This is a genomic window from Kitasatospora sp. NPDC004723 (genome assembly GCF_040609255.1).
Lineage (GTDB): Bacteria > Actinomycetota > Actinomycetes > Streptomycetales > Streptomycetaceae > Kitasatospora.
The window spans coordinates 323,448-348,561 of the sequence record NZ_JBEXJT010000001.1 but is presented as its reverse complement, the minus strand read 5'-3'; the positions used below and the strand labels follow the sequence as shown (position 1 = coordinate 348,561).

General features: G+C 74.6%; 24 protein-coding genes and 1 tRNA gene. 13 read left to right on the top strand and 12 right to left on the bottom strand.

Going from position 1 to position 25,114, the window contains the following annotated elements; translation table 11 throughout:
• Positions 1-19: 19 nt before the first annotated feature.
• Positions 20-100: transfer RNA gene (locus ABZW10_RS01685), tRNA-Tyr, on the bottom strand.
• A gap of 216 nt (positions 101-316) precedes the next feature.
• On the opposite strand from ABZW10_RS01685, the gene ABZW10_RS01680 reads away from it, so the two are divergent.
• On the top strand, positions 317-805 hold the full coding sequence (locus tag ABZW10_RS01680) for a YajQ family cyclic di-GMP-binding protein (protein ID WP_355358207.1): 489 nt from the start codon (positions 317-319) through the stop codon (positions 803-805).
• A gap of 84 nt (positions 806-889) precedes the next feature.
• Here the strand turns inward: ABZW10_RS01680 and ABZW10_RS01675 are convergent, their stop codons facing one another.
• Positions 890-1,387, bottom strand: coding sequence for a hypothetical protein (locus ABZW10_RS01675; RefSeq protein WP_355358204.1), 498 nt, complete (start codon positions 1,385-1,387; stop codon positions 890-892).
• 41 nt (positions 1,388-1,428) lie between these two features.
• Entirely contained in the window at positions 1,429-2,157 is a 729-nt protein-coding gene (locus ABZW10_RS01670; RefSeq protein WP_355358201.1) for a helix-turn-helix domain-containing protein, read from the bottom strand.
• Positions 2,158-2,293: 136 nt separating this feature from the next.
• Here ABZW10_RS01670 and ABZW10_RS01665 point away from each other — a divergent pair, with 136 nt between their 5' ends.
• From ABZW10_RS01665 to mug, 7 genes are all read left to right on the top strand, one after another.
• Positions 2,294-3,634, top strand: coding sequence for an MFS transporter (locus tag ABZW10_RS01665; RefSeq protein ID WP_355358198.1), 1,341 nt, complete (start codon positions 2,294-2,296; stop codon positions 3,632-3,634).
• 332 nt (positions 3,635-3,966) lie between these two features.
• Positions 3,967-5,406: an APC family permease gene (locus tag ABZW10_RS01660; RefSeq protein WP_355358195.1), complete on the top strand. Its 1,440-nt coding sequence runs from the start codon at positions 3,967-3,969 to the stop codon at positions 5,404-5,406.
• On the top strand, positions 5,403-5,840 hold the full coding sequence (locus ABZW10_RS01655) for a hypothetical protein (RefSeq protein WP_355358192.1): 438 nt from the start codon (positions 5,403-5,405) through the stop codon (positions 5,838-5,840). The genes ABZW10_RS01660 and ABZW10_RS01655 overlap by 4 nt, the downstream gene beginning before the upstream one ends.
• Before the next feature lie 97 nt (positions 5,841-5,937).
• Positions 5,938-7,290, top strand: coding sequence for a dipeptidase (locus ABZW10_RS01650; RefSeq protein WP_355358189.1), 1,353 nt, complete (start codon positions 5,938-5,940; stop codon positions 7,288-7,290).
• A gap of 97 nt (positions 7,291-7,387) precedes the next feature.
• Positions 7,388-8,506: a Xaa-Pro peptidase family protein gene (locus ABZW10_RS01645; protein WP_355358186.1), complete on the top strand. Its 1,119-nt coding sequence runs from the start codon at positions 7,388-7,390 to the stop codon at positions 8,504-8,506.
• A gap of 124 nt (positions 8,507-8,630) precedes the next feature.
• Positions 8,631-9,746: a phosphatase PAP2 family protein gene (locus ABZW10_RS01640; protein ID WP_355358183.1), complete on the top strand. Its 1,116-nt coding sequence runs from the start codon at positions 8,631-8,633 to the stop codon at positions 9,744-9,746.
• Positions 9,743-10,318, top strand: a complete 576-nt coding sequence (mug, locus tag ABZW10_RS01635) for a G/U mismatch-specific DNA glycosylase (protein ID WP_355358180.1) — start codon at positions 9,743-9,745, stop codon at positions 10,316-10,318. Before ABZW10_RS01640 ends, mug begins: the two co-directional genes overlap by 4 nt.
• On the opposite strand, the gene ABZW10_RS01630 is transcribed toward mug, so the two are convergent.
• Both ABZW10_RS01630 and ABZW10_RS01625 read right to left on the bottom strand, forming a co-directional pair.
• A complete protein-coding gene (locus ABZW10_RS01630) occupies positions 10,315-10,947 on the bottom strand; it encodes a response regulator transcription factor (RefSeq protein ID WP_355358905.1) in 633 nt (210 codons plus the stop codon). The genes mug and ABZW10_RS01630 overlap by 4 nt on opposite strands.
• A gap of 116 nt (positions 10,948-11,063) precedes the next feature.
• The gene (locus ABZW10_RS01625; RefSeq protein ID WP_355358177.1) at positions 11,064-12,350 is read right to left on the bottom strand and encodes a sensor domain-containing protein; all 1,287 of its coding nucleotides are present in this window, start codon (positions 12,348-12,350) and stop codon (positions 11,064-11,066) included.
• 127 nt (positions 12,351-12,477) lie between these two features.
• On the opposite strand from ABZW10_RS01625, the gene ABZW10_RS01620 reads away from it, so the two are divergent.
• Positions 12,478-14,406 (top strand): ABC transporter permease, encoded by a 1,929-nt coding sequence (locus ABZW10_RS01620; RefSeq protein ID WP_355358175.1) that lies wholly within the window; start codon positions 12,478-12,480, stop codon positions 14,404-14,406.
• A 20-nt stretch (positions 14,407-14,426) separates the two neighbouring features.
• Here ABZW10_RS01620 and ABZW10_RS01615 read toward each other — a convergent pair whose 3' ends face one another.
• Positions 14,427-15,341, bottom strand: coding sequence for a LysR family transcriptional regulator (locus ABZW10_RS01615; RefSeq protein WP_355358172.1), 915 nt, complete (start codon positions 15,339-15,341; stop codon positions 14,427-14,429).
• A gap of 131 nt (positions 15,342-15,472) precedes the next feature.
• On the opposite strand from ABZW10_RS01615, the gene ABZW10_RS01610 reads away from it, so the two are divergent.
• Positions 15,473-16,489, top strand: a complete 1,017-nt coding sequence (locus ABZW10_RS01610; protein ID WP_355358169.1) for an NADP-dependent oxidoreductase — start codon at positions 15,473-15,475, stop codon at positions 16,487-16,489.
• Here ABZW10_RS01610 and ABZW10_RS01605 read toward each other — a convergent pair.
• Positions 16,486-17,352, bottom strand: coding sequence for a sigma-70 family RNA polymerase sigma factor (locus ABZW10_RS01605; protein ID WP_355358166.1), 867 nt, complete (start codon positions 17,350-17,352; stop codon positions 16,486-16,488). The two genes, ABZW10_RS01610 and ABZW10_RS01605, sit on opposite strands and share 4 nt — an antisense overlap.
• 75 nt (positions 17,353-17,427) lie before the next feature.
• Between ABZW10_RS01605 and ABZW10_RS01600 the strand changes: the two genes are divergently transcribed.
• Positions 17,428-18,096: an NAD(P)H-dependent oxidoreductase gene (locus ABZW10_RS01600; RefSeq protein WP_355358163.1), complete on the top strand. Its 669-nt coding sequence runs from the start codon at positions 17,428-17,430 to the stop codon at positions 18,094-18,096.
• A gap of 50 nt (positions 18,097-18,146) precedes the next feature.
• Here ABZW10_RS01600 and ABZW10_RS01595 read toward each other — a convergent pair whose 3' ends face one another.
• The 4 genes from ABZW10_RS01595 to ctaD form a co-directional block, all read right to left on the bottom strand.
• Entirely contained in the window at positions 18,147-18,548 is a 402-nt protein-coding gene (locus ABZW10_RS01595) for a YccF domain-containing protein (RefSeq protein ID WP_355358160.1), read from the bottom strand.
• 160 nt (positions 18,549-18,708) lie between these two features.
• Positions 18,709-19,659 (bottom strand): M48 family metalloprotease, encoded by a 951-nt coding sequence (locus ABZW10_RS01590; protein WP_355358157.1) that lies wholly within the window; start codon positions 19,657-19,659, stop codon positions 18,709-18,711.
• A gap of 10 nt (positions 19,660-19,669) precedes the next feature.
• The gene (locus tag ABZW10_RS01585) at positions 19,670-20,122 is read right to left on the bottom strand and encodes a BlaI/MecI/CopY family transcriptional regulator (protein WP_355358154.1); all 453 of its coding nucleotides are present in this window, start codon (positions 20,120-20,122) and stop codon (positions 19,670-19,672) included.
• A gap of 36 nt (positions 20,123-20,158) precedes the next feature.
• Positions 20,159-21,853, bottom strand: a complete 1,695-nt coding sequence (ctaD, locus tag ABZW10_RS01580) for a cytochrome c oxidase subunit I (RefSeq protein WP_355358902.1) — start codon at positions 21,851-21,853, stop codon at positions 20,159-20,161.
• Between the two features lie 266 nt (positions 21,854-22,119).
• On the opposite strand from ctaD, the gene ABZW10_RS01575 reads away from it, so the two are divergent.
• Positions 22,120-22,638, top strand: coding sequence for a hypothetical protein (locus tag ABZW10_RS01575; RefSeq protein WP_355358151.1), 519 nt, complete (start codon positions 22,120-22,122; stop codon positions 22,636-22,638).
• Positions 22,639-22,707: 69 nt separating this feature from the next.
• Here the strand turns inward: ABZW10_RS01575 and ABZW10_RS01570 are convergent, their stop codons facing one another.
• Positions 22,708-23,652: a DMT family transporter gene (locus ABZW10_RS01570; protein ID WP_355358149.1), complete on the bottom strand. Its 945-nt coding sequence runs from the start codon at positions 23,650-23,652 to the stop codon at positions 22,708-22,710.
• Here ABZW10_RS01570 and ABZW10_RS01565 point away from each other — a divergent pair.
• The gene (locus tag ABZW10_RS01565; RefSeq protein WP_355358147.1) at positions 23,651-25,105 is read left to right on the top strand and encodes a PLP-dependent aminotransferase family protein; all 1,455 of its coding nucleotides are present in this window, start codon (positions 23,651-23,653) and stop codon (positions 25,103-25,105) included. The two genes, ABZW10_RS01570 and ABZW10_RS01565, sit on opposite strands and share 2 nt — an antisense overlap.
• Positions 25,106-25,114: the final 9 nt, after the last annotated feature.

The following is a 25,114-nucleotide window of genomic DNA, read 5'->3' as shown; positions in this document are numbered from 1 at the left end:
GGGCCGTCCATCTATCCTGTGGCTGGTGCAGGGTTCGAACCTGCGTAGCTTGCGCGACAGATTTACAGTCTGCTCCCTTTGGCCGCTCGGGCAACCAGCCAGGATTTTTGCCTCCCAGGGGCTTGCCCCGTTCGACTGGGTAAACCTTACCCGATGCCGGGGGGTGGTTCGCCACCCGGTTCTGTGGGGCGGGATCGACGGGTGTGGCGTGGCTGTCCCGGGCGGGGGCGGGGGTGGGCTGGATAGGCTTGGGGCGGCGGGCGCCCGGTGGGCGGGCCGCCTCAGTGCAGCCAGAACATCAAGGAGACCAACACCCATGGCCGACTCCAGTTTCGACATCGTCTCGAAGGTCGAGTGGCAGGAGGTCGACAACGCGATCAACCAGACCTCCCGCGAGATCTCCACGCGCTTCGACTTCAAGAACGTCGGCGCCGAGATCAAGCGCTCCGGCGAGACGATCGAGATGAAGGCCAACGGCGAGGAGCGCGTCAAGGCCATCCTGGACGTGCTGCAGAGCAAGTTCATCAAGCGCGGTCTGTCGCTGAAGGCGCTGGACACCAAGGACCCGCAGCTGTCCGGCAAGGAGTACAAGATCTTCGCGGACGTGAAGGAGGGCATCTCCCAGGACGATGCCAAGAAGATCGCGAAGATCATCCGTGACGAGGGCCCCAAGGGCGTGAAGGCCCAGGTCCAGGGCGACGAGCTCCGGGTGAGCTCGAAGAGCCGTGACGACCTGCAGGCCGTCCAGGCGCTGCTCAAGGGCAAGGACCTGGACTTCGCGATCCAGTACGTGAACTACCGCTGAGCCGAGCGGCGGCCCCGGCCGGGAGCTCTGGAAAGGGCTTCCGACCGGGGCCGCCGTCGTTCGCCGGGGGGCGTTCGCCGGGTGTCAGTCAGGGGTGGCCCAGGCGGTGGTGGTGCGGTGGGCGGCGAGGCCGACGGCGTCGAACTCGTCGCGGTCGGCGGTGCCGGCCGGGAGGTGGACGCCGAGGTGGCGCAGGACGAGGGAGATCGGGCTGCCCTCGGGCGGGAAGGGGCCGGCCTCGCCGCTGGTGAACGGGCCGAGCGCGAGGCGGCCGTCGGCCCAGAGGGCGGCGCGCTGGGTGCCGGTGCCGCCGAAGAAGTCGGCCTCCACGCAGGCGATCGGGCCGGCCTTGGACCAGGCGGCGAGCCGGCGTTCGAGGCCGACGGAGAACCAGTGGAAGCCGGCGGCGCCCGCGGAAGCGGGCTCCTCGTCGCCGAACCGGAGGGCCGCCAGGAACTCGGGGGTGGCCGGGATCAGCGCCAGGCCCTGGGCGAGCGGTCGCGGACGGGCCGCCGAAACCTCGGCGGCCGCCACCGCGACCAGCTCCGCCGGGCCGATCAGCGCCTGAAGTTCGTATGGCATTAAGTCATCGTGAACCATGGCACCGACAGTCCGCCCGACGTTTACGATTCCGTGCCCGGTCGGGTATCAGTCCGAGAGTCGGTCCCCTGCTCGGAGCGGACGCCGTAGAGCAGGGTGAACAGGGTCGCTTCCACCGCGTCCTCGGCGTCGCTCTCCCCCTCGGCGCTCAACTCGTCGAAGATCTCGTCGAGCTGACGGCGCAGCCGGCGCATCCGCTCAGGGGTGAGCCGGTACGTGAAGTGCGAGAACATGCCCGGCAGACCGGTCGCATCGGCCTCCCGCGAGGTGCCGAAGTCGATCCGGTCGGCCACCGCGTGGGCGCGGAAGTCGCCGCGGACGCGGTCCATCGCGGCGAGCAGGGCGTCGTAGGCGTCGACCCGGGTCGGCGAGCCGGGCGCGAAGATCTCCGGGGCGACCCGCAGTGACGCCTGGGCCGGGGCGTAGCGGCTCTCCACGATGCCGGAGACCAGCCGGGTGCCGGCGACGCCGATCAGGCCGACCTTCTCCAGCTGCTTGATGTGCCGGTAGAGCTTGGTCTGCGGCTCGTCGAGCGCGGCGGCGATCTCCTTGGCGGTGAGCGGGCCGGAGTCGCCCGCCGCCATCAGGACGTCGAGGATCGCCAGGCGGAGCGGGTCGGCCAGGGCCTTGAGGGTGGCGGCGTCCTCCACCCGGCGCTCCTTCAGGACGGCGGGGGCGACCGCCCCTCCGTCCGCGTTCACGGCGCGCTCGGCGTTCCCGGCACTTTCGGGGTTCTCGGCGTTCTCGACCACGGGCCCACCCTCGCAGATGGCCGTGGAACCGGGCAATCGCACATTCACCCTTGCGCAAGCGGTCACGCCCACGTCATCATTCACGCATTCGTGAATGATGACGCCATGGTGAGTGGCGACGAGGGGGAGGCCACCGATGAAGACCGACACCGCGACCCCGCCCACGGCCCCGGACGCGGCGCCGCCCGTCCCGCTGCGGCGCAACTGGCGCTTCCAGGCGCTCTGGGCCGGCCAGGCCGGCGCCACCCTCGGCCTGCAGATCGCCGACACCGCGTACCCGCTGCTGCTGCTCGCGCTCACCGGATCCTCCACCCTCGCCGGGGCGTTCGGGGCCGTGCAGATCGGCGCCGCCGTCCTCTTCGGCATCCACGGCGGCGCGGCGGCCGACCGCTACAACCGGCGCCGGCTGCTGATCGTCGGCGACTCCGTGCGGCTGGTCGCCTGCGCCAGCGTCCCGCTCGCCATGGCGCTGGACCGGCTGACCGTCGCGCACACCCTGCTGGTGGCCGTGGTGATCGGCGCGACCATCGCGTACACCGGCCCGGTCCGGCTGATCGCGGTGCGCTCGGTGGTGCCGCCCGAGCAGCTGCGGCAGGCGCTCGCGCAGGACGAGGCACGGATGAGCGGGGCGGGCCTGGTCGGGCCGCCGCTGGCGGGCGCGCTGTTCGGCCTCGGCCGGAGCGCGCCGTTCATCGGCACGGCGGTCGCCTCGCTGCTCGCGCTCACCGCCGCTCTGGTGGTCAAGTTCCCGGGCGGGCCGGAGTCCAGGACGCAGGGGACGAAGGGGACGAAGGAGATGAAAGGGGTGAGCGAGACGAGCGGGACGAGCGGGACGGACGGCACCACCGGCAGCGCCCTGGCCGGCTACCGCTACCTGGCCGGCAACGCCCTGCTGCGCCCGATCCTCGCCGTCGTCCTGCTGATCAACGTCGCGGGCGCCGCGATGCTGCTGCCCGTGATGGTGATCCTGCGCGGCCAGGGCACGTCCAGCGCCGGCATCGGGCTGTCGCTGGCCGGCGAGGCCGTCGGGGCGCTGGTCGGCGCGCTGCTGGTGAGCCGGCTGCACCGGCTGGCCGGCCCCGGGGTGCTGCTGCTCGCGGTGTCCTGGCTGACCGTCCCGGCGATGTTCGCGCCGCTGCTGCCCGGCGGTCCGGTCACCGTCTTCGCGGCGCTGTTCGTGGTGGGCCTGGGGATCCCGACGCTGCGGGTGATGATCGACCTGCTGGTGTTCAGCCGGGTCCCGGACGCGCTGCGCGGCCGGGTGATCTCCGCGACGCTGACGCTGTTCACGGTCGGGATGCCGGCCGGGATGGTCGGCAGCGGACTGCTGCTCGACCACCTCTCCCCCGCGACGGCGCTCGGCGCGGTGGCCGCGCTGCTCACGGCGGGCCTGACCGCGGCGACGGCCGGGCGGTCGCTGCGCCGCTCCGCCTGGCCCGAGCAGGCGGCGGCGCCCGCGGGAACACCCGCCACCTGAGCCGGCCCGCGTCCGACCCGCGTCCGACCCGCCCTCCTGACAGCCGCCCTCCTGACGCCCGCTCACCCATGCGGGTGCACGCCGCATGCGGCTCCCGCGCCAACCGGGTGAACTGGCCGGGTACGGCCCAGCACCGACGGGCCACCCCAGGAGGACGCATGAGTTCCATGGACATACCGTCGTCCGGCCAGGGAAGTCCTGGCGGCTCAGGCCCAGGCCCAGGCCCAGGCCCAGGCCCAGGCGGCGGAGGCGGAGACGCGAGCGGAGGGCCGGAGGCGGCCGCCCGGGAACACACCGGCGCGGCGGCCACCCGGTTGGCGAACGCCCCCCGGATGTCCTGGCTGACGCTCGCCTTCATGACCACCGCCTCGGTGGCCAGCCTCCGCTCCGCCCCGACCATGGCGGTCTACGGCCTCGCCTGCGTCTTCCTCTACCTGCTTCCGGCCGTCGTCTTCCTGCTGCCGACCGCGCTGGTCTCCGCGGAGCTGGCGTCCGGCTGGGAGGGCGGCGTCTACCGCTGGGTGTCCGAGGGCCTGTCGAAGCCGCTGGGCTTCCTGGCCGTCTGGTGCCAGTTCGCGATGACGATCTTCTACTACCCGTCCCTGCTCGCCTACGTGGCCTCCACCATCGCCTACGTGGTCAACCCCTCCCTGGCGAACAACGGCCCGTACACCGCGCTGGTGATCATGGTGCTCTACTGGACCGGCGTCTGGGTCTCCTCCCGGGGCACCAAGGCGGTGGCCGGGCTCTCCTCGGCGGGCCTGGTCATCGGCACGCTGATCCCCGGCACGCTGCTGGTCGTGCTCGGCTTCGTCTTCCTCGGCCAGGGCAACAGCTCCGCCGCCCCGATGAACGCCGCGCACCTGTTCCCCGAGTGGGCCGGCCTGGCCAGCCTGGTGCTGATCGTCAACAACTTCCTCAGCTACTCCGGCATGGAGATGAACGCGGTGCACGTCTCCTCGCTGCGCGACCCGGCCCGGGAGTTCCCCCGCTCGATGTTCACCGCCTCCGGGATGGTGCTCGCGATCTTCATCCTGCCCGCGCTGGCGATCAGCTGGGTGGTGCCGTCCAGCGAGCTGAGCCTGACGGCCGGCGTGATGCAGGCCTTCGACGCCTTCTTCCAGTACTTCCACATCGGCTGGCTCACCCCGGTGATCGCGGTGGCACTGGTCTCCGCCTCGCTCGGCGGCATGCTCACCTGGCTCGCCGGGCCGTCCAAGGGCCTGCTGATGATCTCCCGCCAGGAGGGCTACCTCCCGCCGTTCCTGCAGCACCTCAACAAGGAGGGCGTGCAACAGAACCTGCTGGTCACCCAGGGCGTGATCACCACGGTCATCGCCCTCGCCTACGCCCTGATCCCCAACGTCTCCAGCGCCTACTGGATCTTCTCGGTGATCACCACGCAGGTGTACCTGATCGTCTACCTGCTGATGTTCGCCGCCGCGATCCGGTTGCGCCGCACCCGGCCCGACCACCCGCGCGGCTACCGGGCGCCCGCGCTGGTGCCGATCTCGGTGACCGGTCTGGTGGCCTCGGCGGCGGCGATGGCGATCGGGTTCGTGCCCTCCTCGCAGTTCGGCAGCGGCTCGGCCTGGTCGTACGTGGCGATCGTCGGCGGCGGTCTGGTGATCCTGGGACTGCTGATCCCGTACCTGTTCCTGCGGCTGCGCAAGCCGGAGTGGCGCTCGCCCGACGCACAGGCCGAGCTCGCCGCGCAGGAGGCCGCCGAGCTGCACCGCACCGAGGGCCCGGCCGAGGGCGGTGCGGCATGACCCGCAGCCTGATGGCCTCCCGGCACCGCTGGATCTACCTCGGCGCGATCGTCCTGCTGGTCGGCATGCTGGTCACCGGCCTGCTCACCTACGCCCAGCTGCACGACACCAACGAGGCCAACCGCAAGGCCAGTCAGCTCTCCGAGGCGCTGACCGCCGCCGGCTACCCGGTACCGTCCCACAGCCAGATCGTGCACACCCTGGGCGAGGACGGCGGCGCCGTCTGCGCCGACCCGGCCGGCGCGCTGCAGCAGGCGCAGTGGAAGTACGGCATGTCCACCGGGGCGGACGGACCCGGCCAGCGCCCGGTGCTCTCCGACCGCGAGGTGATCCTCGCGGAGACGATCGTGCTCTCCGTGTACTGCCCGGAGAAGCTCGCCGCCGTCAAGGACAAGATCGACCAGCTCAAGCTCGAGGACACCGTCCGCAACTGACGCCGCCCCGGCCCGCCCCGCCCTGACGCCGCCCGGCCCGCCCGTCGCGCCCGCCCCGTCGCAGCCCGGCCCACCGCCCTCCAGAGGAGCCGTCACCATGACCGACGAACTCGCCCGCCGGATCGCCGCCCTGATGCCGCGCGCCAGGGCCGACCTGGCCGAGCTGGTCGCCATCCCCTCCGTCGCCGACCCCCGCCAGTACCCGCCGGAGGAGTGCCGCCGGGCCGCCGAGTGGGTCGCCGCCGCCTTCACCGACGCCGGACTGCGCGACGTCCACCTGGAGGAGACCCCGGACGGCAGCCACGCCGTGGTCGGCCACCGCCCGCCCCCGCCCGGCGCGCCGACCGTGCTGCTCTACGCCCACTACGACGTCCAGCCCCCGCTCGACGACGCCGCCTGGACCTCCCCGCCGTTCGAGCTCACCGAGCGCGACGGCCGCTGGTACGGGCGCGGCGCCGCCGACTGCAAGGGCAACATCGTCATGCACCTCACCGCGCTGCGGGCGCTCGGCGAGGACCTGCCGGTCGGCCTCAAGCTGGTCGTCGAGGGCTCGGAGGAGCAGGGCACCGGCGGTCTGGAGGCCTATGTGCCGCCGCACGCCGGCGAGCTGCACGCGGACGCGCTGCTGGTCTGCGACACCGGCAACGCGGCGGTCGGCGTCCCCACCGCCACCACCTCGCTGCGCGGCGTCACCAACGTCGTGGTCACCGTCTCCGCACTCAAGGGCGACATGCACTCCGGCATGTTCGGCGGCCCCGCACCAGACGCGCTGGCCGCGCTGATCCGGATCCTCGACGCGCTGCGCGACGCCGACGGCGGCACCCGGATCGACGGCCTGGACAACGACGGCACCTGGAGCGGCGTCGGCTACGACGAGCAGCAGTTCCGCACCGACGCGGGCGTCCTGGACGGCGTCCGGCTGACCGGCTCCGGCACCGTCGCCGACCGGCTCTGGGCCCGGCCCGCCGTCACCGTGCTCGGCATCGACTGCCCGCCGGTGATCGGCTCCGCCGCCGCCGTCCCGGCCACCGCCCGGGCCCGGGTCTCGCTGCGCGTCCCGCCCGGCACCGACGCGCGCACCGCCCAAGCCGCGCTCACCGCCCACCTGAAGGCCGCCGCGCCGTGGGGCGTGCGCATCGAGGTGACGCCGGAGAGCGTCGGCTCGCCGTTCCGCGCGGCCACCGGCGGGCCGGCCTACGCGGCGCTCGACCAGGCCGCGCGGGAGGTCTACGGCCGGCCGCTGTCCTTCCTCGGCCAGGGCGGCTCGATCCCGCTCTGCAACGTGTTCGCCGCGACCTTCCCCGGGTCCGAGATCATCCTGATGGGCGTCGAGGAGCCGCGCTGCCTCATCCACGCGCCCAACGAGAGCGTGGACCCCGGCGAGATCGAGCAGATGGCCCACGTCGAGGCGCTGTTCCTCCGGCACTACGCCAACTCGCACCGCCCGTGATGACGTTGACGCACACCCAGCCACCGCCACCGCCACCGCCACCGCCACCGCCACCGCCACCGCCACCGCCGAGTTTCCCGCACCAGGAGACCCCGAAATGCCCCGACCGTTCACCACCGAGGACTACCGCGCCCGCCTGGAGCGGGCCACCGCCGCCGCCACGGACGCCGGCCTGTCCGGCCTGGTCGTCGCCCCCGGCCCCGACCTCGTCCACCTGACCGGCTACCAGCCCACCGCGATCACCGAACGGCTCACCGCCCTCGTCCTCACCACCGGACGCGAGCCCGCGCTGATCGTCCCCGTCCTGGAACGCCCCGACGCCGAGAAGGCCGTCGGCGCCCCCGCCGTCCGGCTGGTCGACTGGACCGACGGCCAGGACCCGTACGCCGCCGCCGTCCCGCTGATCGACGGCTCCGGCCGCTACGGCATCTCCGACAACGCCTGGGCGATGCACCTGCTCGGCCTCCAGTCCGCCCTGCCGGGCATCGGCTGGACCTCGCTCACCGCGACCCTGCCGATGTTGCGCGCGGTCAAGGGCCCGGACGAGCTGGAGCGCCTCGCCGCGGCCGGCGGCGCCGCCGACGCCGCCTACCGGGGCATCCTGGAGGTCTCCTTCGCCGGCCGCCGGGAGACCGACGTCGCCGCCGACCTCGCCGCCCTGCTCATCCAGTACGGCCACAGCCAGGTCGACTTCACCGTGGTCGGCTCCGGTCCCAACGGCGCCAACCCGCACCACGAGGCCGGTGACCGGGTCATCGAGACCGGCGACACCGTCGTGCTCGACTTCGGCGGTCTCAAGGACGGCTACGGCTCGGACACCACCCGCACCGTGCACGTCGGCGCCGACGTCCCGGCCGAGGTGCAGAAGGTGCACGACATCGTCCGGCAGGCCCAGCAGACCGCGTTCGAGGCCGTCCGGCCCGGGGTGAGCTGCCAGGAGATCGACCGGACCGCCCGACGGGTCATCACCGAGGCCGGCTACGGCGAGTACTTCATCCACCGCACCGGCCACGGCATCGGCATCACCACGCACGAGCCGCCGTACCTGGTCGAGGGCGAGGAGCGGCCGCTGGTACCGGGCATGTGCTTCTCGATCGAGCCGGGCATCTACCTGCCGGGCCGCTTCGGGGTGCGGATCGAGGACATCGTGACCGTCACCGAGCAGGGCGGACGGCGCTTCAACAACACCCCGCACGAGCTGGGCATCGTGTCCTGAGTCACCCCCGCACCGCCCCCGGCCCGTGTTCGCTGCGCCGGCCGGGGCAATTCTGAGCCCTTCCTGAACGGACCGCCGTCCACACCGAGAGTTCTCCAAGAATGCCTTGCTAGCTTCGACCGGCATGACCAGAATGCTCCGCCCGGCGCCGCCCACCCCGCCCGCGAGCGCCGGGCGGCTGCGTCCGGCGACCGGCCCCCGGACCGGCGCGCGCACCGGCGCCCTGGCCCGGCTCCGGCTGCTGGCGTGGCCGCTCTACCTCGCCGCCCTGCTGTGGTACCTGCGCACCTACGGTCTGCCGTACACCAATGACCTGGTCTTCCTGTGGCTGATGGGCGCCCTGGTGGCCGCCGGCGTGCACAGCGGGCACGGCCTGCGCGGCTTCCTGCTGGTACTGCGCGACTGGGTGCCGGTGATGGCCGTCGTCTGGACGTACTCACTGCTGCGCGGCTACGGCGCGCACACCCCCTGGGGCCCGTACCTGTGGCCGCAGCAGCGCGCCGACGAGATCATCGGCTTCGGCGAGACGCTGACCGTACGGCTCCAACACGGTCTCTACACGCCCGGCTCGCCGCAGTGGTGGGACTACGCGGCGGTCACCGTCTACATGTCGCACTTCTTCGCGGTCTTCATGATCCTCGCGGTGCTGTGGCGCCGCCGGCACGACCGGTTCCGGCACCTGCTCACCTGCTACCTGGTGCTGACCTTCGCCGGCTTCGCGACGTACATCCTCTACCCGGCGGTGCCGCCGTGGCTGTCCTCCCAGGAGGGCCACCTGCCGGAGCTGACCCGGGTCGTCTCGGACGTGCTCACCGAGAGCGGGCTGCCGCGGGCCGCGTCGGTGTTCGAGAACGGCAGCCAGTTCGCCAACGACGTCGCCGCGATGCCCTCACTGCACTCCGCGTACCCGGCGATGCTGCTGTTCTTCTTCTGGCCGACGGCCTCGCGGTGGGTGCGGGTGCTGCTGGTCGCGTACCCGCTCGCGATGACCTTCGCACTGGTGTACGGCGCGGAGCACTTCCTGGTGGACGTCTTCGTCGGGTGGGCGTACGCGGCGGCGGCGGTGTACGGCGTGCGGTGGCTGCGGGAGCGGCGGCGGACCAGGTCGCTGGCGGAGAGCCGGACGGCGGTGGCCGCGCCGACGGCCGCCCCGGTGGTCGCGGAGGCCACGGCGGCCGCAGCCCCGGAAGCGGGGGTGACCGCGGGGGCGACGGCGTCCGGCGGCACACTGGACCGGTGACCGAGAAGCCGACCACGGCACCCAGGCCGACCGCCGAGCAGCTGCTCGCCGCCCGCGACACCACGATCGAGGACGTCACCGCCCCCGGTCTGCGCGTCCTGTTCTGCGGCATCAACCCCGGGCTCTGGTCCGGGGCCACCGGCCATCACTTCGCCCGCCCGGGCAACCGGTTCTGGCCCGCCCTGCACCGCTCCGGCTTCACGCCCCGCCAGTTCCGCCCGGACGAGCAGCGGCAGCTGCTGGACCTCGGCCTCGGCATCACCAACGTCGCCCCGCGCGCCACGGCCAAGGCCGACGAGCTGACCGCCGACGAGCTGCGCGCGGGCGGCGCCGCCCTCACCGAACGGGTGCTGCGGCTGCGCCCCCGGGTGCTGGCGGTGCTCGGCATCGGCGCCTACCGCACGGCCTTCGGCCGGCGGACGGCGTCGATCGGGCGTCAGGAGCGGACCGTCGGGGACACCGAGGTCTGGGTGCTGCCCAACCCCAGCGGCCTCAACGCCCACTACACCCTGGACGCGCTGGCGGCGGAGTTCGCGGGGCTCCGCGCGGCGGTGTCCGACCCGGGTCGCTAGGAACGGAGGAACTCCAGCACCGCCAGCACCCGGCGGTGCGTCGGCTCGGCCGGGGGCAGGTCCAGCTTCATCAGGATGTTGCCGATGTGCTTGCCCACCGCCGCCTCCGACACCACCAGCTCCCGGCAGATCGCCGCGTTCGACCGGCCCTCGGCCATCAGCGCCAGCACCTCGCGCTCGCGCGGGGTCAGCCGCTCCAGCGGGTCCCGGCGGCGGCGCAGCAGCTGGCGGACCACCTCCGGGTCGACCACCGTCCCGCCGGCCGCCACCTCGGCGACCGCCGCCGTGAACTCCTCGATCTGGCCGATCCGGTCCTTCAGCAGGTAGCCGACGCCGGAGCCGTCCCCGGAGTCCAGCAGCTCCGCCGCGTACGAGCGCTGCACGTACTGGCTGAGCACCAGGACCGGCAGGCCCGGGCGCCGCTCGCGCAGGGCGACGGCCGTGCGCAGCCCCTCGTCGCTCTGGCCCGGCGGCATCCGGACGTCGGTGACGACGAGGTCCGGCTCGTGCTCCTCGGCCGCCGCCCGCAGTGCCCCGGCGTCACCGACGGCGGCCACCACGCGGTGCCCGAATCGGGCCAGCAGGCCGACCAGCCCCTCGCGGAGCAGCACGCCGTCCTCGGCGAGCACGATCCTCAGGTTCGCCGGGGCGGCCGGTGGGTCCGTCGGGGCGGCCGGTGGGTCCGTCGGGGCGATCGGTGGGTCCGTCGGGGCGGTCGACGGGCCCACCGGGGCGGTCCACGGGTTCATCGGGGGGCTCCTCCGTCAGCCGGGGCGCAGGGGATCTCCACCCGCACCAGGGTCGGTCCGCCGGGCGGACTGCTGACCGTCAGTGTGCCGTCCACGACCGCGACCCGGTCGGCCAGCCCGGTCAGCCCGGTGCCGCGCCCCGGGTCGGCGCCGCCGCGGCCGTCGTCGGCCACCTCGATCGTCAACCGCCCGTCCGCGTAGCGGCCTTCGACGCTCGCCGCGCTCGCGCCGCTGTGCTTGGCGATGTTGGCGAGGGCCTCGGTGACGGCGAAGTAGCCGGCCGACTCGACCGGTGCCGGGAGCCGGGCGGGCAGCGCGAAACGGGTGGAGACCGGGACCGGCGAGCGGTCGGCGGCGTCCGCGCAGGCCTCCGGCAGACCGCGGTCGGTGAGCACCTGAGGGTGGATGCCGTTGATCAACTCCCGCAGTCCGGCCAGCACTTCGCCAGCCTCGCGGTGCGCGTCGGCGAGCCGGGCGGCCAGCGGCCCGGCCAGCGGCGCGTCCAGCCGGGCCAGGCCGAGCGTCATCCGCAGGGCCACCAGGCGCTGTTGGGCGCCGTCGTGCAGATCGCGCTCGATCCGGCGCCGCTCCGCCTCGAAGGCGTCCACCAACCGGGCCCGGGAGCGCACGAGTTCACCGATCCTCCGCTCCTGCCGGTCCGGCCCGAGCAGCAGCCGGACCAGTCCCGCCCGGGCCGCCGCCACCAGCGCCGGCGGGTAGCCGGACAGCGGCAGCAGGACGAGGCCGGCCAGCCCGCACAGGGCCGCCGTCCACGGCGAGTGGACCTCCCAGAGCTTGAGGACGTTGACCTGCTCGCCGTCCAGCAGGAGCAGCGGGAGGGCGGCCAGCAGGTGCCCGGGGACGGCCAGCGCGCAGCCGGCCACGGCCAGGTCGACCGGCCAGAGCACGAACGCGGCGAGCGCGGTGAAGCCCAGCTCCCGCCAGGTCACCCGCTCGCGGTAGCGCAGCCGCAGCCAGGCGGCGAGGCCGGGGCGGTCGGGGACGCGGTGCGGGTCCGGCACCCGTCCGCCGTCCAGGAAGCGGACCAGCCGCCGCTCCCAGGCCGCGACCGGCAGCCCGACCAGGGCGAGCGCGGCCGGCAGCGGCAGCCCGACCAGCAGCAGCGCGAGCGCCCCGCCGGCCGCCACCGACAGCAGCAGCCCGGCACAGAGCAGCAGCCCGGTCAGCCCCGTCACCAGCAGGTACCCGGCCGCCCGCCACGGGGCTCCCGAGCGCAGGAACCCCGGCCGCAGCACCGGGCCCCACCAGCCGCCGTCGTCCATCGCGTCCCTCCCCCGTCCCGGCCAGCCTAGGGTCGCGGCGGCGGCCCGTCGGTAGGGCCGGCCCTACCTCCCGAAGTGGCCCCCGGCCTGCTGCGCCGGCCCTCCCCCCGGCGGTTCGCTGGACGCCATGGGAATGCTGCGGATCACGCTCACGTCACTGAAGGCCCGCCAGGTCTCGCTGCTCGGCGCCTTCGTCGCGCTCGCGCTCGGCGTCGCGATGACCGCCGTCATGCTGCTCGGTCTCGCCTCCGCCGCGGGCGCCCCCGGCGGGGAGGAACTGGTCTCGCTGGTCGCCGCGCTCGGCACGGCGGGCGGGGTGAGCGCGTTCGTCTCGGCGTTCGTCGTCGCCTCCACCTACTCCTACGCCGTCGCCCGGCGCCATCGCGAACTCGGCCTGCTCCGCCTCGTCGGCGCCACCCGCGCGCAGGTCCGCCGTTCCGTACTCGCCGAGGCGCTGCTGCTCGGCGCGAGCGCCTCCGCCGCGGGCTGTCTGCTCGGCCGGACCGGCGCGCCCGCGTTCGTCGGGTGGCTGTCCGACGTCGGGATGGCCCCGCCCGGTTTCGCCCTCGCCCCGGCCGGCTGGCCGCTGCCCGCCGCGTTCGGCACCGGTCTGCTGGTCGCCCTCGCCGGTGTCGCCGTCGCCGCCCGCCGGGCCGGGCGGGTCGGACCGCTGGACGCCCTGCGCGCAGCCGACCTCGACACCGGCGTGCTGACCGCGGGCCGCCTGCTCACCGGGCTCGGGCTGCTGCTCACCGCCGCCGTCCTGGCCGGCACCGCGCTCGTCACCGACCCGGTCGACCTGCTGCACCGCAAGACGTACACCACCCAGCCGATGTGGCTGATCTCGGCGGTCGGCCTGCTCTCGCCGCTGCTCGCCCCACCGCTGGTCCGCCTCCTGGGCCGCGTCGTGCCCCTGCGGCTCACCGGCTACGCGGGCCGTCTGGTGCCCGCCGGCGCCGCCGCGGCGGTCCGCCGGACGGGCGCGGTCGCCGCACCGGTGCTGGTCTCGGTCGCGCTGACCGGTTCGCTGGCGGGCGCGCTGGACACGGTGGCCGCCGCCCGCGCCGCCGAGACGCGGGCCCGCACCGCCGCCGACCTGGTCGTCGTACCGGCGCCCGGATCCGGGGACGCGCTGCTCGGCGCGCTGCGCGCCGTCCGGGGCGTGGCCGCGCTCTCCGCCACCGCGCCGACCGCGCTCGGCCTCGTCGAGCCGGACGGGGTGACCGTCCGCTCCGAGGCCCGGATGGCCTCCGACCCGGCGGGTCTGGCGGCCCTCGCCCGGCTGCCGCTGCTGGCCGGCTCGACGGCCGCGCTCGACGACGGCTCGCTGGTGCTGCCCGCCGGATGGGGGCGCACACATGTCGGCGAGCGGGTCCCGGTGGTGCGCGCCGACGGCAGCCGGACGACCCTGCGGGTGGCCGCCGTGCTGCGCGACGGGCTCGGCGACAACGGCCTGTACGTGACCGCCGCCAACGCCCCGGGCGCCCGCGTCGACCGCATCGAGGTCCGGCTCTCCGCCGCCGCCGGCGACGCCGAAGCCGCCACCGGCGACGCCCGGGTGACCGCCCGGGTCGCCGACGTGCGCGCCACCGCCCGGCCGTACGGCGCCACCGTGCTGACCCGGGAGGAGTGGCTCACCGCCGGGGCAGCCGCCGGGACGGCCTGGCTGCGGATCGCCCTGGTGCTCGGCCTGGCCCTCGTCTACACCGGCATCGCGCTCGCCAACACCCTGCTCACGGCCACCGCCGACCGCCGCCGCGAACTCGCCCTGCTCCGCCTGGCCGGAGCGACCCGCGCCCAGGTGGTGCGCCTGGTGACGGCCGAATCGGTGCTGGTGACGGCGGTCGGCGCGGTGCTCGGCTGCGCGGTCACGGCCGTCCAGCTCGGCTCGCTGTACGCCGCCCTGGCGGTGCTCCACGTGCCCGCGCCGCTCGTCCTCCCGTGGCGCCCGGTCGCCGTGGTGGCCGGCGGCGCGCTGCTGCTCGCCGCCGGGTGCGCCGCCCCGGCCGCCGCCTGGGCGCTGCGCTCCCGGCCGGTCACCGCCGCCGCGCGCTGAGGCCTCCGCCGCCTCCCGCGTCAGACCGCCGCCAGGCCCTCCGGCAGCACCTGTCCGCGCAGCTCCCGCAGCTCGCGGATCAGCGCCCGGACGGCGGCCGTCCCCGCCAGCTCCGGCGTCGTCACGTACCCGACGTACCGGCTCGGCGGCCTCGGCCCGAGGTCGGTGACCGCCAGCCCGGCGGGCGCGCCGAGCAGCGCCGTCCGGGGCATGATCGCCATCCCCAGGCCCTGGGACACCAGGGAGACGGCCACCGTGTCGTCCTCGACGTCGATGGTCGACGGCGGGATCCAGTCCTGCCGGTCCCACCAGTCGCGGGTGTACGAGCCGCAGTTCTCGTCCCAGTCGACCAGCGGCAGCCCGCGCGGCGCCGGATGGCCGGCCGGGTGCGCGAGCGCGTACGTCTCCTCGAACAGCCGGGCCGCGACCAGACCGGGGACGGGCGGCGGCGCGGCCGGGTCGAGGGTGGCGAGGCCCAGGTCGGCCCGGCCGTCGGCGACCTCACCGGCGGTGCCCCGGCCGAGCTCGCGGACGATCCGCACCTGCGGCGTGAGCCCCGGGTGGCGGGCGGTCAGCCGGGCGAGGACGGGCGGCAGCAGATGGGCGGCGACGCTGCGGAACGCGGCGATCCGCAGCACGCCGGTCACCTCCCCGGCCGCGTCCCCCGCCCCGGCCGCCCGGACCTCCGGGCCCATCGCCGCGAGCAGCCGCAGGACCCGCCGGGCGTACGCGACGGCCCGCTCGCCCGCCTCGGTGGGGCGCGCGCCGTGGCGCCCGCGCTCGAACAGCACCGCGCCGAGCTTCCGTTCGCAGGCGCGCACGGCGTGCGAGACGGCGGACTGGCTGCTGTCCAGGCGTGCGGCGGCGGCCGTGAACCCCTGCTCCTCCGCCACGGCGACCAGAACCCGCAGCTCGTGCGGGGCGAGATCGGTCATACGGGTGACGCTACCGGATCCATCGATCCTCTTCATGGAACGTCCCCACCCATCGACGCGGCCCCCTGCCCGGGCCGGGCCGGGCTCCCTACGGTGATCACCACCGCCCGCCGACACCGTCTGGAGTCCCCGTGTCCCGCCCCACCGCCCGCGTCGTCCACCTCGTCTCCCGCCCCACCGGCGAGCCCACCGCCGACAACTTCGCCTTCCTCGACGAGACCGTCCCGCCCCTGGCCGCCGGTGAGGCACTGGTCGAGAACATCCACCAGTCCGTCGACCCGTACATGCGCGAGGAGATGGACGAGTCCGGCAGCTGGCAGCTGCACGCCCCGCTGGAGGGCCGCACCCTGGGCCGGATCGTGGAGTCCCGGACGCCCGCCCTGCCCGTCGGCACCCTGGTCCACCACCGCCGGGCCTGGCGCACCCTCTCCGTGGTCACCCCGGACGAGGCCACCGTCCTGCCGGACTTCGCGGGCGTGCCGCTCAGCGCCCACCTCGGCATCCTCGGCGGCACCGGGCTCTCCGCCTGGGTCGGCCTGACCCGGATCGCCCGGCTGCGGGCCGACGAGACGATCTTCATCTCGGCAGCCGCAGGCGGCGTCGGCACCGCGGCCGGCCGGATCGCCCGCCTGCTCGGCGCCGGCCGGATCGTCGGCAGCACCGGGTCCGCCGCCAAGGTCGCCCGCCTCACCGAGCACCTCGGCTTCGACGCCGCCTTCGACCACCACGACGCCCCGCTCGCCGACCGCCTGCGCGAGGCCGCCCCGGACGGCCTGCACGTCTACCTCGACAACGTCGGCGGCGACCACCTGGAGGCCGCCATCGGCGCGCTGCGCGACCACGGCCGGATCGCCTGGTGCGGCGCGGTCGCCCAGTACAACCACCTGCAGTCGCCGCCGCCCGCGCCGCGCAACCTGTTCGACGTGGTCGGCAAGAGCCTGCGGCTGGAGGGCTTCCTGGTCCGCAACCACCTCGACGCCCGCCCCGAGCTGTACGACTTCCTCGTCCCGCACCTGCGCTCCGGCGCCGTCACCTCGGACGAGACGGTCGTCCGGGGCTTCGAGAACGTCGTCGACGCCTTCCTCGGCATGCTCCGCGGCGCCAACACCGGCAAGATGATCGTCCAGCTCGCCGACGAACCGCGCTAGCGGACCTCGTCCGCGAGCCCGACCTCCGCGGCGGCCAGCCGGGCCGGGTCCGCGACCACCTCGAAGGCGGCCACCCGGCCGTCCGCGACGGTGAACCGCAGCAGCAGCCGCAGCCGCCCGTCCGGGGCGATCGCCGCCCCGACCGCGCCGTCCACCAGCACCGGCACCCCGAACCGCGCCCGCCGCCCGATCACCCGGGTCTCCCCGGCCACCGCCTCGGCGCCGCGCAGCACGACGGCGCGACCGGCGGGCAGCGCGGCCGGGTCGGCCCGGCGCACCACGTCCGGCGCGAGCACGGCGAGCAGGGCGTCCAGGTCACCCCCGCGCGCGGCGGCCAGGAACGCCTCCACCACCACCCGGTCCCCCGTCCCCCGCTCCTCCCCGGCGCCCCTGACCCGCTGCCTGGCCCGGCTCGCCAGCTTCTTGGCGGCCACCGTGTTCCGCCCGACGATCGGCCCGATCTCCTCGAACGGCACCGCGAAGCCGTCGTGCAGCACGAACGCGACCCGCTCGGCCGGGCCCAGCCGGTCCAGTACGACCAGCATCGCCCGGCCCACCTCCTCGACCAGCTCGGCCTCCGCCTCGGGCCCGTCCACCGCCCCCTCGATCCCCTCGCCCCCCTCGACCAGCACCGGCTCGGTCCGCCGCGCCCGCAGCACGTCCAGGCAGATCCGCGACACGACGGTGGTCAGCCACCCCGGCAGGTTCTCGACCTCCGCCGCGTCCACCCGCTCCAGCCGCAACCAGGCCTCCTGCACGGCGTCCTCCGCCTCCGCCGTCGAACCCAGCATCCGCCGCGCCACCGCCCCCAGCCGCCCCCGCTCGGCCTCGAACCGCACCGCCAACTCCTCGCGCCCGTCCATCGGTCACCTTTCCGTCCGCACCCGCGTCACGGGATTGACGACGCCCACCCCTCGAAGGTGACCGGGAGACCCCTCATGCCCACCCTGCTCCACCTGGACTCCAGCGCCGGCCCGACCGACCAGTCCGTCAGCCGCCGCCTGACCGCCCGCTTCGCCCACGCCTGGCAGGCCCGCCACCCGGACGCCCACTACCGCTACCGCGACCTCGCCGCCGACCCGGTGCCCCTGATCGGCGCCGGCTACGCCTCCCTCGGCGTGCGCGTCGAACGCCAGGCCGCCCCGGTCCCGCTCGCCGACGTCCCTTCCCTCGCCACGACCCCTTCCGAGCACCACGAGTGGTCCCTCACCCACCCCCTGATCACCGAACTCCACTCGGCCGACACGCTGCTCCTCGGCGTCCCGATGTACAACTTCACGGTCCCCGCCGCCCTCAAGGCCTGGATCGACCGCATCACCTTCCCCGGCGCCCACACCGGCCGCCTCACCGCCACCCGCGTCATCGTCGTCACCGCCCGCGGCGGCGGCTACGGCCCCGGCACCCCGCGCGAGCCCTTCGACTTCCAGACCCCGTACCTGCGCGCCTGGTTCACCGAACACCTCGGCATCCCGGACGCCGGCCTCCGCTTCATCCACGCCGAACTCACCCGCGCCGCCGACATCCCCGCCCTCACCCCCTACCGCGACCTCGCCACCACCTCCCTCGCCACCGCCCGCACCACCCTGGCCGCCCTCGCCACCGCCTGAGCACGCCGAAGGGCCGACGGGAACGCCCGTCGGCCCTTCTCCACTTCCCCCTACCGCCCGCCCCACGGCTCGTCCGTCGGCACGATCTCCCGCCCCAGCGGCGTCAGCGACACCGGGATGAGCTTGAGGTTCGCCCACCCGAACGGGATCCCGATGATCGACAGGAACAGCGGAATACTGGTGATCAGGTGCATCAGCGCCAGCCACCACCCCGCGAAGATCAGCCAGATCACGTTGCCGATGCACGACGGCGCCCCGGCGTCCGGCCGCTCGACGGCCGTCCGCCCGAACGGCCAGATCACGAACCCCGCCAGCCGGAAGGACGCGATGCCGAAGGGAATGGTGATGATCAGAACGCAGCAGATGATGCCGGCAACCACATAGCCGATCGCCATCCAGAACCCGCAGAAGACCAGCCAGAGCACATTCAGTACGAACCCGATCACCTTCATGCCTGGCACCTTCTCACGTACGACGGTTCACCCCTACGACCAGCGGATTCCCGCCGGTCCACGTGTCTACGCCCCTGGGTGACCGGGTTCAGGGACCGCTCGGGGTGCCTCCCATCCTTACGGAGGAGGGCCTTCCGCTGAACGGAGGAAGCAGCGGGAGTCAGAGCGGGGTGACGGCCTTGAGGACGAGGAGGAGGGCCACGGCGGCGTTGAGGGCGGAGAGGGCGGAGGCGGCGGTGCCGAGGGCGGCGACGAGGGCGGCGAGGCCGGCGGGGGTGAGGGCGGGGGGCCAGTTGCGGGTGGTGGGGACGGGGCCGAGGAGGGCGGCGACGCGGCGGGGGACGGGGCCCGGGGCCGCGAAGGCGGGGAAGGCCGCGTAGGCGGCGGGCGGGCGGTGGGAGGCGAGGGCGGCGCGGGCGACGGCGCGGGCGGTGACCCGCCGGTCGCCGACGGCCTGCGCGGACTCCTCGTCCGCCCAGCGCTCCGCGCTGTAGGCGACGGCGCGCTCCAGCGGGCGCAGGAACGGGTTGACGCAGCCCGCGAGCTGGGTGGCCAGCAGGTGGCGGTGGTGCCGGTGGGTGAGGTGGGCGCGTTCGTGGGCGAGCAGGGCGGCGCGCTCGTCCTCGGCGAGGCCGGCCAGCATGCCGGTGGAGACGACGACCCGGCCGGGCGAGCGCGGCGAGCCGGGGAGCGCGTAGGCGTACGGGGCCGGGTCGGGCAGCAGGGCGACGTCGGACGAGCCGGGCAGCGCGCGGCCGAGGGCGCGCCGGGCGCGGGCGCGGATCCGCAGGTGGCGGACGAGGGTGCGGCCGACCGCGAGCAGGACGGCGCCGAGGGCGAGCAGCGCCGCCGTGCCGACGGTCTCGTGGTACGGCAGGGCGGCCCGGACCTCGGGGTCGGACCAGCTGTCGGGCAGCGGGTTGCCGGGGATCTGCGCGGTGCCGACGACGCCGATCAGCGCCAGGCAGACCGCGCTGCACAGCGCCATGACGATGCTGATCGCGGTGAGCAGCCGGGCGGCGCCGCGCGGGTGGAGGTGCTGCTCGGTGAGGCGGGCGATGGGCAGCGCCGTCAGCGGCAGGAAGAGGGGAAGGAAGACGAAGACGCCCACGGTGAGGAGGTCAGCCTTCGCGGTCGGCGGCCGGGGCGCAGGCGCCGTCGAGCAGGGTGCGCAGCAGTTCCTCGTCGTGCGGGAGGAGCGCGGTCACGAAGCTGGCGAGCACGGCGTCCCGGTCGGGCTCGCCGTCGAGGACGCGGCGCATCCGCAGCGCGGCGAGGCCGGCCGCGTCCGAGGAGGCCTGCCAGAGGTAGGAGCGGCCGGAGCGGGTGCGGGTGACGGCGTCCTTGGCGTGCAGCCGGGAGAGGATGGTCATCACGGTGGTGTAGGCGAGGTCGCCGTCGAGGCGTTCCTGGACCCAGCCCGCGGTGACGGGGACGGGCGCCCGCTGGAGCACGGCCAGCACCTGCGCCTCCAGTTCGCCCTGGCCGCGCCGCCGGGCCCGCGGGTCTCCGGCCACCGGGCTGTTGGTGTCCCCCGCCTCCTCGGCGGTGTCCTCTGCGGTGTCCTCTGCCATGCCGGTCATCCTAACGAGAAGGTAAAGGACCCGGAATCAGACGTGTGGTTCGCGGGCGTTCTGCCGCCGGTCGATCTCGGTGATCTCGGGGTGGTGGAGGTCGAAGGCGGGCGACTCGGACCGGACCCTGGGCAGCGTGACGAAGTTGTGCCGGGGCGGCGGGCAGGAGGTCGCCCACTCCAGGGAGCGGCCGTAGCCCCACGGGTCGTCGACGGTGACCCGCTGCCCGTACCGGGCGGTGTGCCAGACGTTGTAGAGGAACGGCAGGGTGGAGATCCCGAGCAGGAACGAGCCGATGCTGGAGACGGTGTTGAGCGTGGTGAAGCCGTCCGAGGCGAGGTAGTCGGCGTAGCGGCGGGGCATGCCCTCGGCGCCGAGCCAGTGCTGGACGAGGAAGGTGGTGTGGAAGCCGACGAAGAGGGTCCAGAAGTGGATCCGGCCGAGCCGCTCGTCGAGCATCCGGCCGGTGAACTTGGGCCACCAGAAGTGGAAGCCGGCGAACATCGCGAAGACCACCGTCCCGAACACCACGTAGTGGAAGTGCGCGACGACGAAGTACGAGTCGGAGACGTGGAAGTCGATCGGCGGCGCGGCGAGCAGCACCCCGGTGAGGCCGCCGAACAGGAAGGTGACCAGGAAGCCGACGGCCCACAGCATCGGTGTCTCGAAGCTGAGCGAGCCCCGCCACATGGTGCCGATCCAGTTGAAGAACTTCACCCCGGTGGGCACCGCGATCATCATCGTCATGATCGAGAAGAACGGCAGCAGCACCTGCCCCGTGACGAACATGTGGTGCGCCCAGACGGTGATCGACAGGCCGGTGATGCCGATGGTCGCGCCGATCAGGCCGGTGTAGCCGAAGATCGGCTTGCGGCTGAACACCGGGATGATCTCGGTGATGATGCCGAAGAACGGCAGCGCGATGATGTAGACCTCCGGGTGCCCGAAGAACCAGAACAGGTGCTGCCAGAGCAGCGCCCCGCCGTTGGCCGCGTCGAAGACGTGCGAGCCGAAGCGGCGGTCCGACTCCAGGCAGAGCAGCGCGGCCGCCAGGACCGGGAAGGCGAAGAGCACCAGGACGGCGGTCAGCAGGATGTTCCAGACGAAGATCGGCATCCGGAAGAGCGTCAGCCCGGGAGCCCGGAAGCAGACGATCGTGGTGACGAAGTTGACCGAGCCCATGATGGTGCCGAAGCCGGAGAGGGCCAGGCCCGTGATCCACAGGTCGGCGCCGAGGCCCGGGGAGCGGTCCGGGCCGTTCAGCGGCGCGTAGGCGAACCAGCCGAAGTCGGCCGCGCCGTCCGGGGTGAGGAAGCCGAAGACGACGATCAGCGAGCCGAACAGGTACAGCCAGTAGGCGAGCGCGTTCAGCCGGGGGAAGGCGACGTCGGGGGCGCCGAGCTGCAGCGGCATGATCCAGTTGGCGAAGCCGGCGAACAGCGGGGTCGCGAACATCAGCAGCATGATCGTGCCGTGCATGGTGAAGAGCTGGTTGAACTGCTCGTTGGAGAGCAGTTGCAGCCCGGGGCGGGCCAGCTCGATCCGCATCAGCATCGCCATCAGCCCTCCGAACAGGAAGAACAGGAAGGAGGTGGTGATGTAGAGGGTGCCGATCCGCTTGTGGTCGGTGGTGGTGAGCCAGCCGACCAGGGCCCCGCCCCGTCGGCGGCGGGCGGCGCGGCGGCGTTGCGACCGGGTCGTGCGCGACGGGTGCGGGGGCGGCTGCTCCACGGTGTCCTGCGGCAGGAGGGTCACGTGCTGCGCCTTCCGGGTCCGGGGCAGGGGTCGGACCACCTGTACCGGCCGGCCGGGCGTGGCGGACGGGGGCACGCGGGGGCGCGCGCGGCGGCTCACCCGAACAGCGGGCGGTCACCCGAACAGGCGCGGCCCGGTTGCCCGGCCCCGGCCGGGATCGGACGGTCGAAGTCCGCACGTCTCTCCGCACACCTGTCCGGGAGCGCCTGTCCGGCCCCGGCGTCCGGTCCTGGAGGAAACCCATGAGCAGCACGTCGTCCCCGCCGCCCGGCCAGCCGCCCCCGGAACAGCCCGGGGCGGACCAGCCCCGGGTGGACCAGCCCCCGCCCTGGCAGCACGGCACCGGCCGGCCGCCACCGCCGCCCTCGCACCACCACTTCCGCGCGTGGGCGCCCGGCTTCGTGGTGTTCGCGGGTGTCCTGATGCTCATCAACGGCATCATGGAGGTGCTGCGGGGCATCATGGCGGTTCACGAGGACGAGGTCTTCCTGACCACCAACCGCTACGTCTTCCGCTTCGACCTCACCGGCTGGGGCTGGATCCACATCGTCGTCGGCGCGCTGGTCGCGGTGGTCGGCGCCTTCCTCCTCAAGGGCGCCGCCTGGGCGCGGTACGCCGGTATCGTCCTCACCGCGGTGAGCGCCATCGACGCGTTCCTGTCGATGCCGTACTACCCGGGCTGGTCGATCGTGGTGATCGCGCTGGACGTGTTCATCATCTGGGCCCTCTGCGTCTACCGGCCCGCGGAGGCCGGTCACTGATCCCCGCTGCCGCCGTCCGGCCCCGTACCGCGTACGGGACCGGACGGCGCCGCGTACCGGACCGGAGCGTCAGGCCCGGTCCCGCTGGGTGAGCGCGATGCAGAGCAGCACCACCACCGCCGTCACCGGGGCGGCGGCCGGCAGCTCCTCGCCGAGCAGCAGCACCGACCAGACGAGCGTGACCAGCGGCTGGGCCAGCTGGAGCTGACTCGCCCGCGGGACCCCGATCAGCGCCATCCCCCGGTACCAGACCACCATGCCGCCGAACTGCGAGACCGCGGCGGTGTACAGCAGCCCGGCCACCGCCTTCGCCCCGGGGCCGCCGGACGGCAGCGGCTCGGACGCCAGCGCCACCGCCGCGGTCAGCGCGGTGACCGGCAGCGCGGCGACCACCGCCCAGCCGATCACCTGCCAACCGGGCAGCTCCCGGGAGATCCGCCCGCCCTCCGCGTACCCGGCCGCGCAGACCAGCAGCGCCGCGAACAGGTGGAGGTCGGCGAGGCCGGGCCGCCCGTGGCTCCGCAGCAGCGTGAACCCGAGCACCGCGACCGCCCCGGCCAGCGCCGCGCCCCAGAACAGCCGGGACGGACGGCGGCCGTCCCGGCGGGAGCGCACGGCCGCGACGGCGGCGGTGGCCAGCGGCAGCAGACCGATGACGACGGCCGAGTGCGCGGTCGTGGAGGTGCGCAGGGCGAGCGTGGTGAGCAGCGGGAAGCCGAGCACACAGCCGGCCGCGACCACCAGCAGTCCGGGCCAGTGGCGGCGCTCGGGCAGCGGGACGCGGGCGGCGGCGAGGCAGAGTGCGGCGAGCAGGCCGGCCAGCACGCCGCGCAGCCCGGTGGCCGTCCAGGGGCCGAAGCCGGTCAGCGCCCAGGCGGTGGCGGGGAAGCTGAAGGAGAAGGAGAGGACGCCCAGGGCGGCCAGTGCGGTGCCCGGGCCCCTCGAGGCGACGGGCGCCGTGGCGGGTCGTACCGCTATCGCCGGAGAGGGGGTAGCGCTATCTTGTGCTCTCATGAACGAGCGTAGCAGTGTGGCCGAACTCGCCGACAGCCTGCGCCGCGAGGTCGAGCGCTACCCGGAGGGGCGGAAGCTGCCGTCGAGTCGGGCGTTGATGGAGCGCCACCAGGTCAGCCCGGGAACGGTGTCGCGCGCCATCGCCGTGCTGGCCGCCGAGGGCCTGGTGGTCTCCCGCCCGGGCGCCGGGGTGTTCCGGACGGCGGCCTTCGCGGGCGGTCCGGGCACCGGGACGCCCGGCGCCGCCCGTCCCGGCGACCTCTCCTGGCAGGAGATCGCGCTCAGCACCGACACCGGCCCGCGCGATCTGCTGGCCGCCCCGGTGTTCGCCACCCTGCGCGTGCCGCCGCCCGACGTCGTCGACCTCAACAGCGGCTACCCGCACGCCTCGCTGCTGCCCGAGCGCCTGCTCGCCGCCGCCCTCGGCCGGGCCGGGCGGCGGCCGGGCGCCTGGGAGCGCCCGCCCACCGACGGCCTCACCGAGCTGCGCGGCTGGTTCGCCCGCGACATCGGCGGCCACGGCGGGCCGATCGCCACCGGGGACGTGCTGATCACCTCCGGCGGGCAGGGCGGCCTCACCGTGGCGATGCGCTCGCTCGCCGCGCCCGGTGCGCCGGTCCTGGTGGAGTCGCCGACGTACTCGGGGATCCTGGCGGTCGTCCGGGCGGCCGGACTGCGGCCCGTCCCGGTGCCGGTCGACGCCGACGGGGTGCGCACCGACCTGCTGGCGGACGCCTTCGCGGCCACCCGGGCGCGGGTCTTCGTCTGCCAGCCGCTGTTCCAGAACCCGACCGGCGCGGTGCTCTCCCCCGAGCGCCGGGGCGAGGTGCTGCGGATCGCCCGGGCGGCGGGCGCGTTCGTGGTCGAGGACGACTTCGCCCGGCTGCTGGTCCACGCGGACGCCCCCGCGCTGCCGCGCCCGCTCGCCGCCGAGGACCGCGACGGGGTGGTGGTGCACCTGCGCTCGCTGACCAAGGCCGCCTCGCCCAACCTGCGGGTCGGCGCGCTCACCGCGCGCGGGCCGGCGCTCGCCCGGCTGCGCGCGACCCAGGTGGTGGACACCTTCTTCGTGCCCCGGCCGCTGCAGGAGGCGACGCTGGAGCTGGTCGCCGACCCCGGCTGGGCCCGTCATCTGCGCACCCTCGCCGGCGAGCTGCGCGACCGCCGCACTGCCGCCGTCACCGCCCTGCACCGCGAGCTGCCGGGCCTGCTCGGCGGCTACCGGCCCGGGGGCTACCACCTGTGGCTGCGGCTCCCGGACGGCGTCGACGACGGCGCCCTCACCGAGGCCGCCCTGCGGGCCGGGGTCCAGGTGACCCCGGGCCGCCCGTACCACGCCGCCGAGCCGCCTGCCCCGCGCCTGCGGCTGAGCTACGCATCCGCCGAGAGCTCCGCCCAGGTGGCGGAGGGCGTGCACCGCCTGCGGCTGGCCTTCGAGGAGGTCGCGGGCTGACGACGGGCC

Coding starts and splice junctions, on each gene's coding strand:
- ABZW10_RS01680 (WP_355358207.1), top strand. CDS start 317: ATGGCCGACTCCAGTTTCGACATCGTCTCGAAGGTCGAGTGGCAGGAG.
- ABZW10_RS01675 (WP_355358204.1), bottom strand. CDS start 1,387: ATGCCATACGAACTTCAGGCGCTGATCGGCCCGGCGGAGCTGGTCGCG.
- ABZW10_RS01665 (WP_355358198.1), top strand. CDS start 2,294: ATGAAGACCGACACCGCGACCCCGCCCACGGCCCCGGACGCGGCGCCG.
- ABZW10_RS01660 (WP_355358195.1), top strand. CDS start 3,967: ATGTCCTGGCTGACGCTCGCCTTCATGACCACCGCCTCGGTGGCCAGC.
- ABZW10_RS01655 (WP_355358192.1), top strand. CDS start 5,403: ATGACCCGCAGCCTGATGGCCTCCCGGCACCGCTGGATCTACCTCGGC.
- ABZW10_RS01650 (WP_355358189.1), top strand. CDS start 5,938: ATGACCGACGAACTCGCCCGCCGGATCGCCGCCCTGATGCCGCGCGCC.
- ABZW10_RS01645 (WP_355358186.1), top strand. CDS start 7,388: ATGCCCCGACCGTTCACCACCGAGGACTACCGCGCCCGCCTGGAGCGG.
- ABZW10_RS01640 (WP_355358183.1), top strand. CDS start 8,631: ATGACCAGAATGCTCCGCCCGGCGCCGCCCACCCCGCCCGCGAGCGCC.
- ABZW10_RS01625 (WP_355358177.1), bottom strand. CDS start 12,350: ATGGACGACGGCGGCTGGTGGGGCCCGGTGCTGCGGCCGGGGTTCCTG.
- ABZW10_RS01620 (WP_355358175.1), top strand. CDS start 12,478: ATGGGAATGCTGCGGATCACGCTCACGTCACTGAAGGCCCGCCAGGTC.
- ABZW10_RS01615 (WP_355358172.1), bottom strand. CDS start 15,341: ATGACCGATCTCGCCCCGCACGAGCTGCGGGTTCTGGTCGCCGTGGCG.
- ABZW10_RS01605 (WP_355358166.1), bottom strand. CDS start 17,352: ATGGACGGGCGCGAGGAGTTGGCGGTGCGGTTCGAGGCCGAGCGGGGG.
- ABZW10_RS01600 (WP_355358163.1), top strand. CDS start 17,428: ATGCCCACCCTGCTCCACCTGGACTCCAGCGCCGGCCCGACCGACCAG.
- ABZW10_RS01595 (WP_355358160.1), bottom strand. CDS start 18,548: ATGAAGGTGATCGGGTTCGTACTGAATGTGCTCTGGCTGGTCTTCTGC.
- ABZW10_RS01585 (WP_355358154.1), bottom strand. CDS start 20,122: ATGGCAGAGGACACCGCAGAGGACACCGCCGAGGAGGCGGGGGACACC.
- ABZW10_RS01575 (WP_355358151.1), top strand. CDS start 22,120: ATGAGCAGCACGTCGTCCCCGCCGCCCGGCCAGCCGCCCCCGGAACAG.
- ABZW10_RS01565 (WP_355358147.1), top strand. CDS start 23,651: ATGAACGAGCGTAGCAGTGTGGCCGAACTCGCCGACAGCCTGCGCCGC.
- ABZW10_RS01570 (WP_355358149.1), bottom strand. CDS start 23,652: ATGAGAGCACAAGATAGCGCTACCCCCTCTCCGGCGATAGCGGTACGA.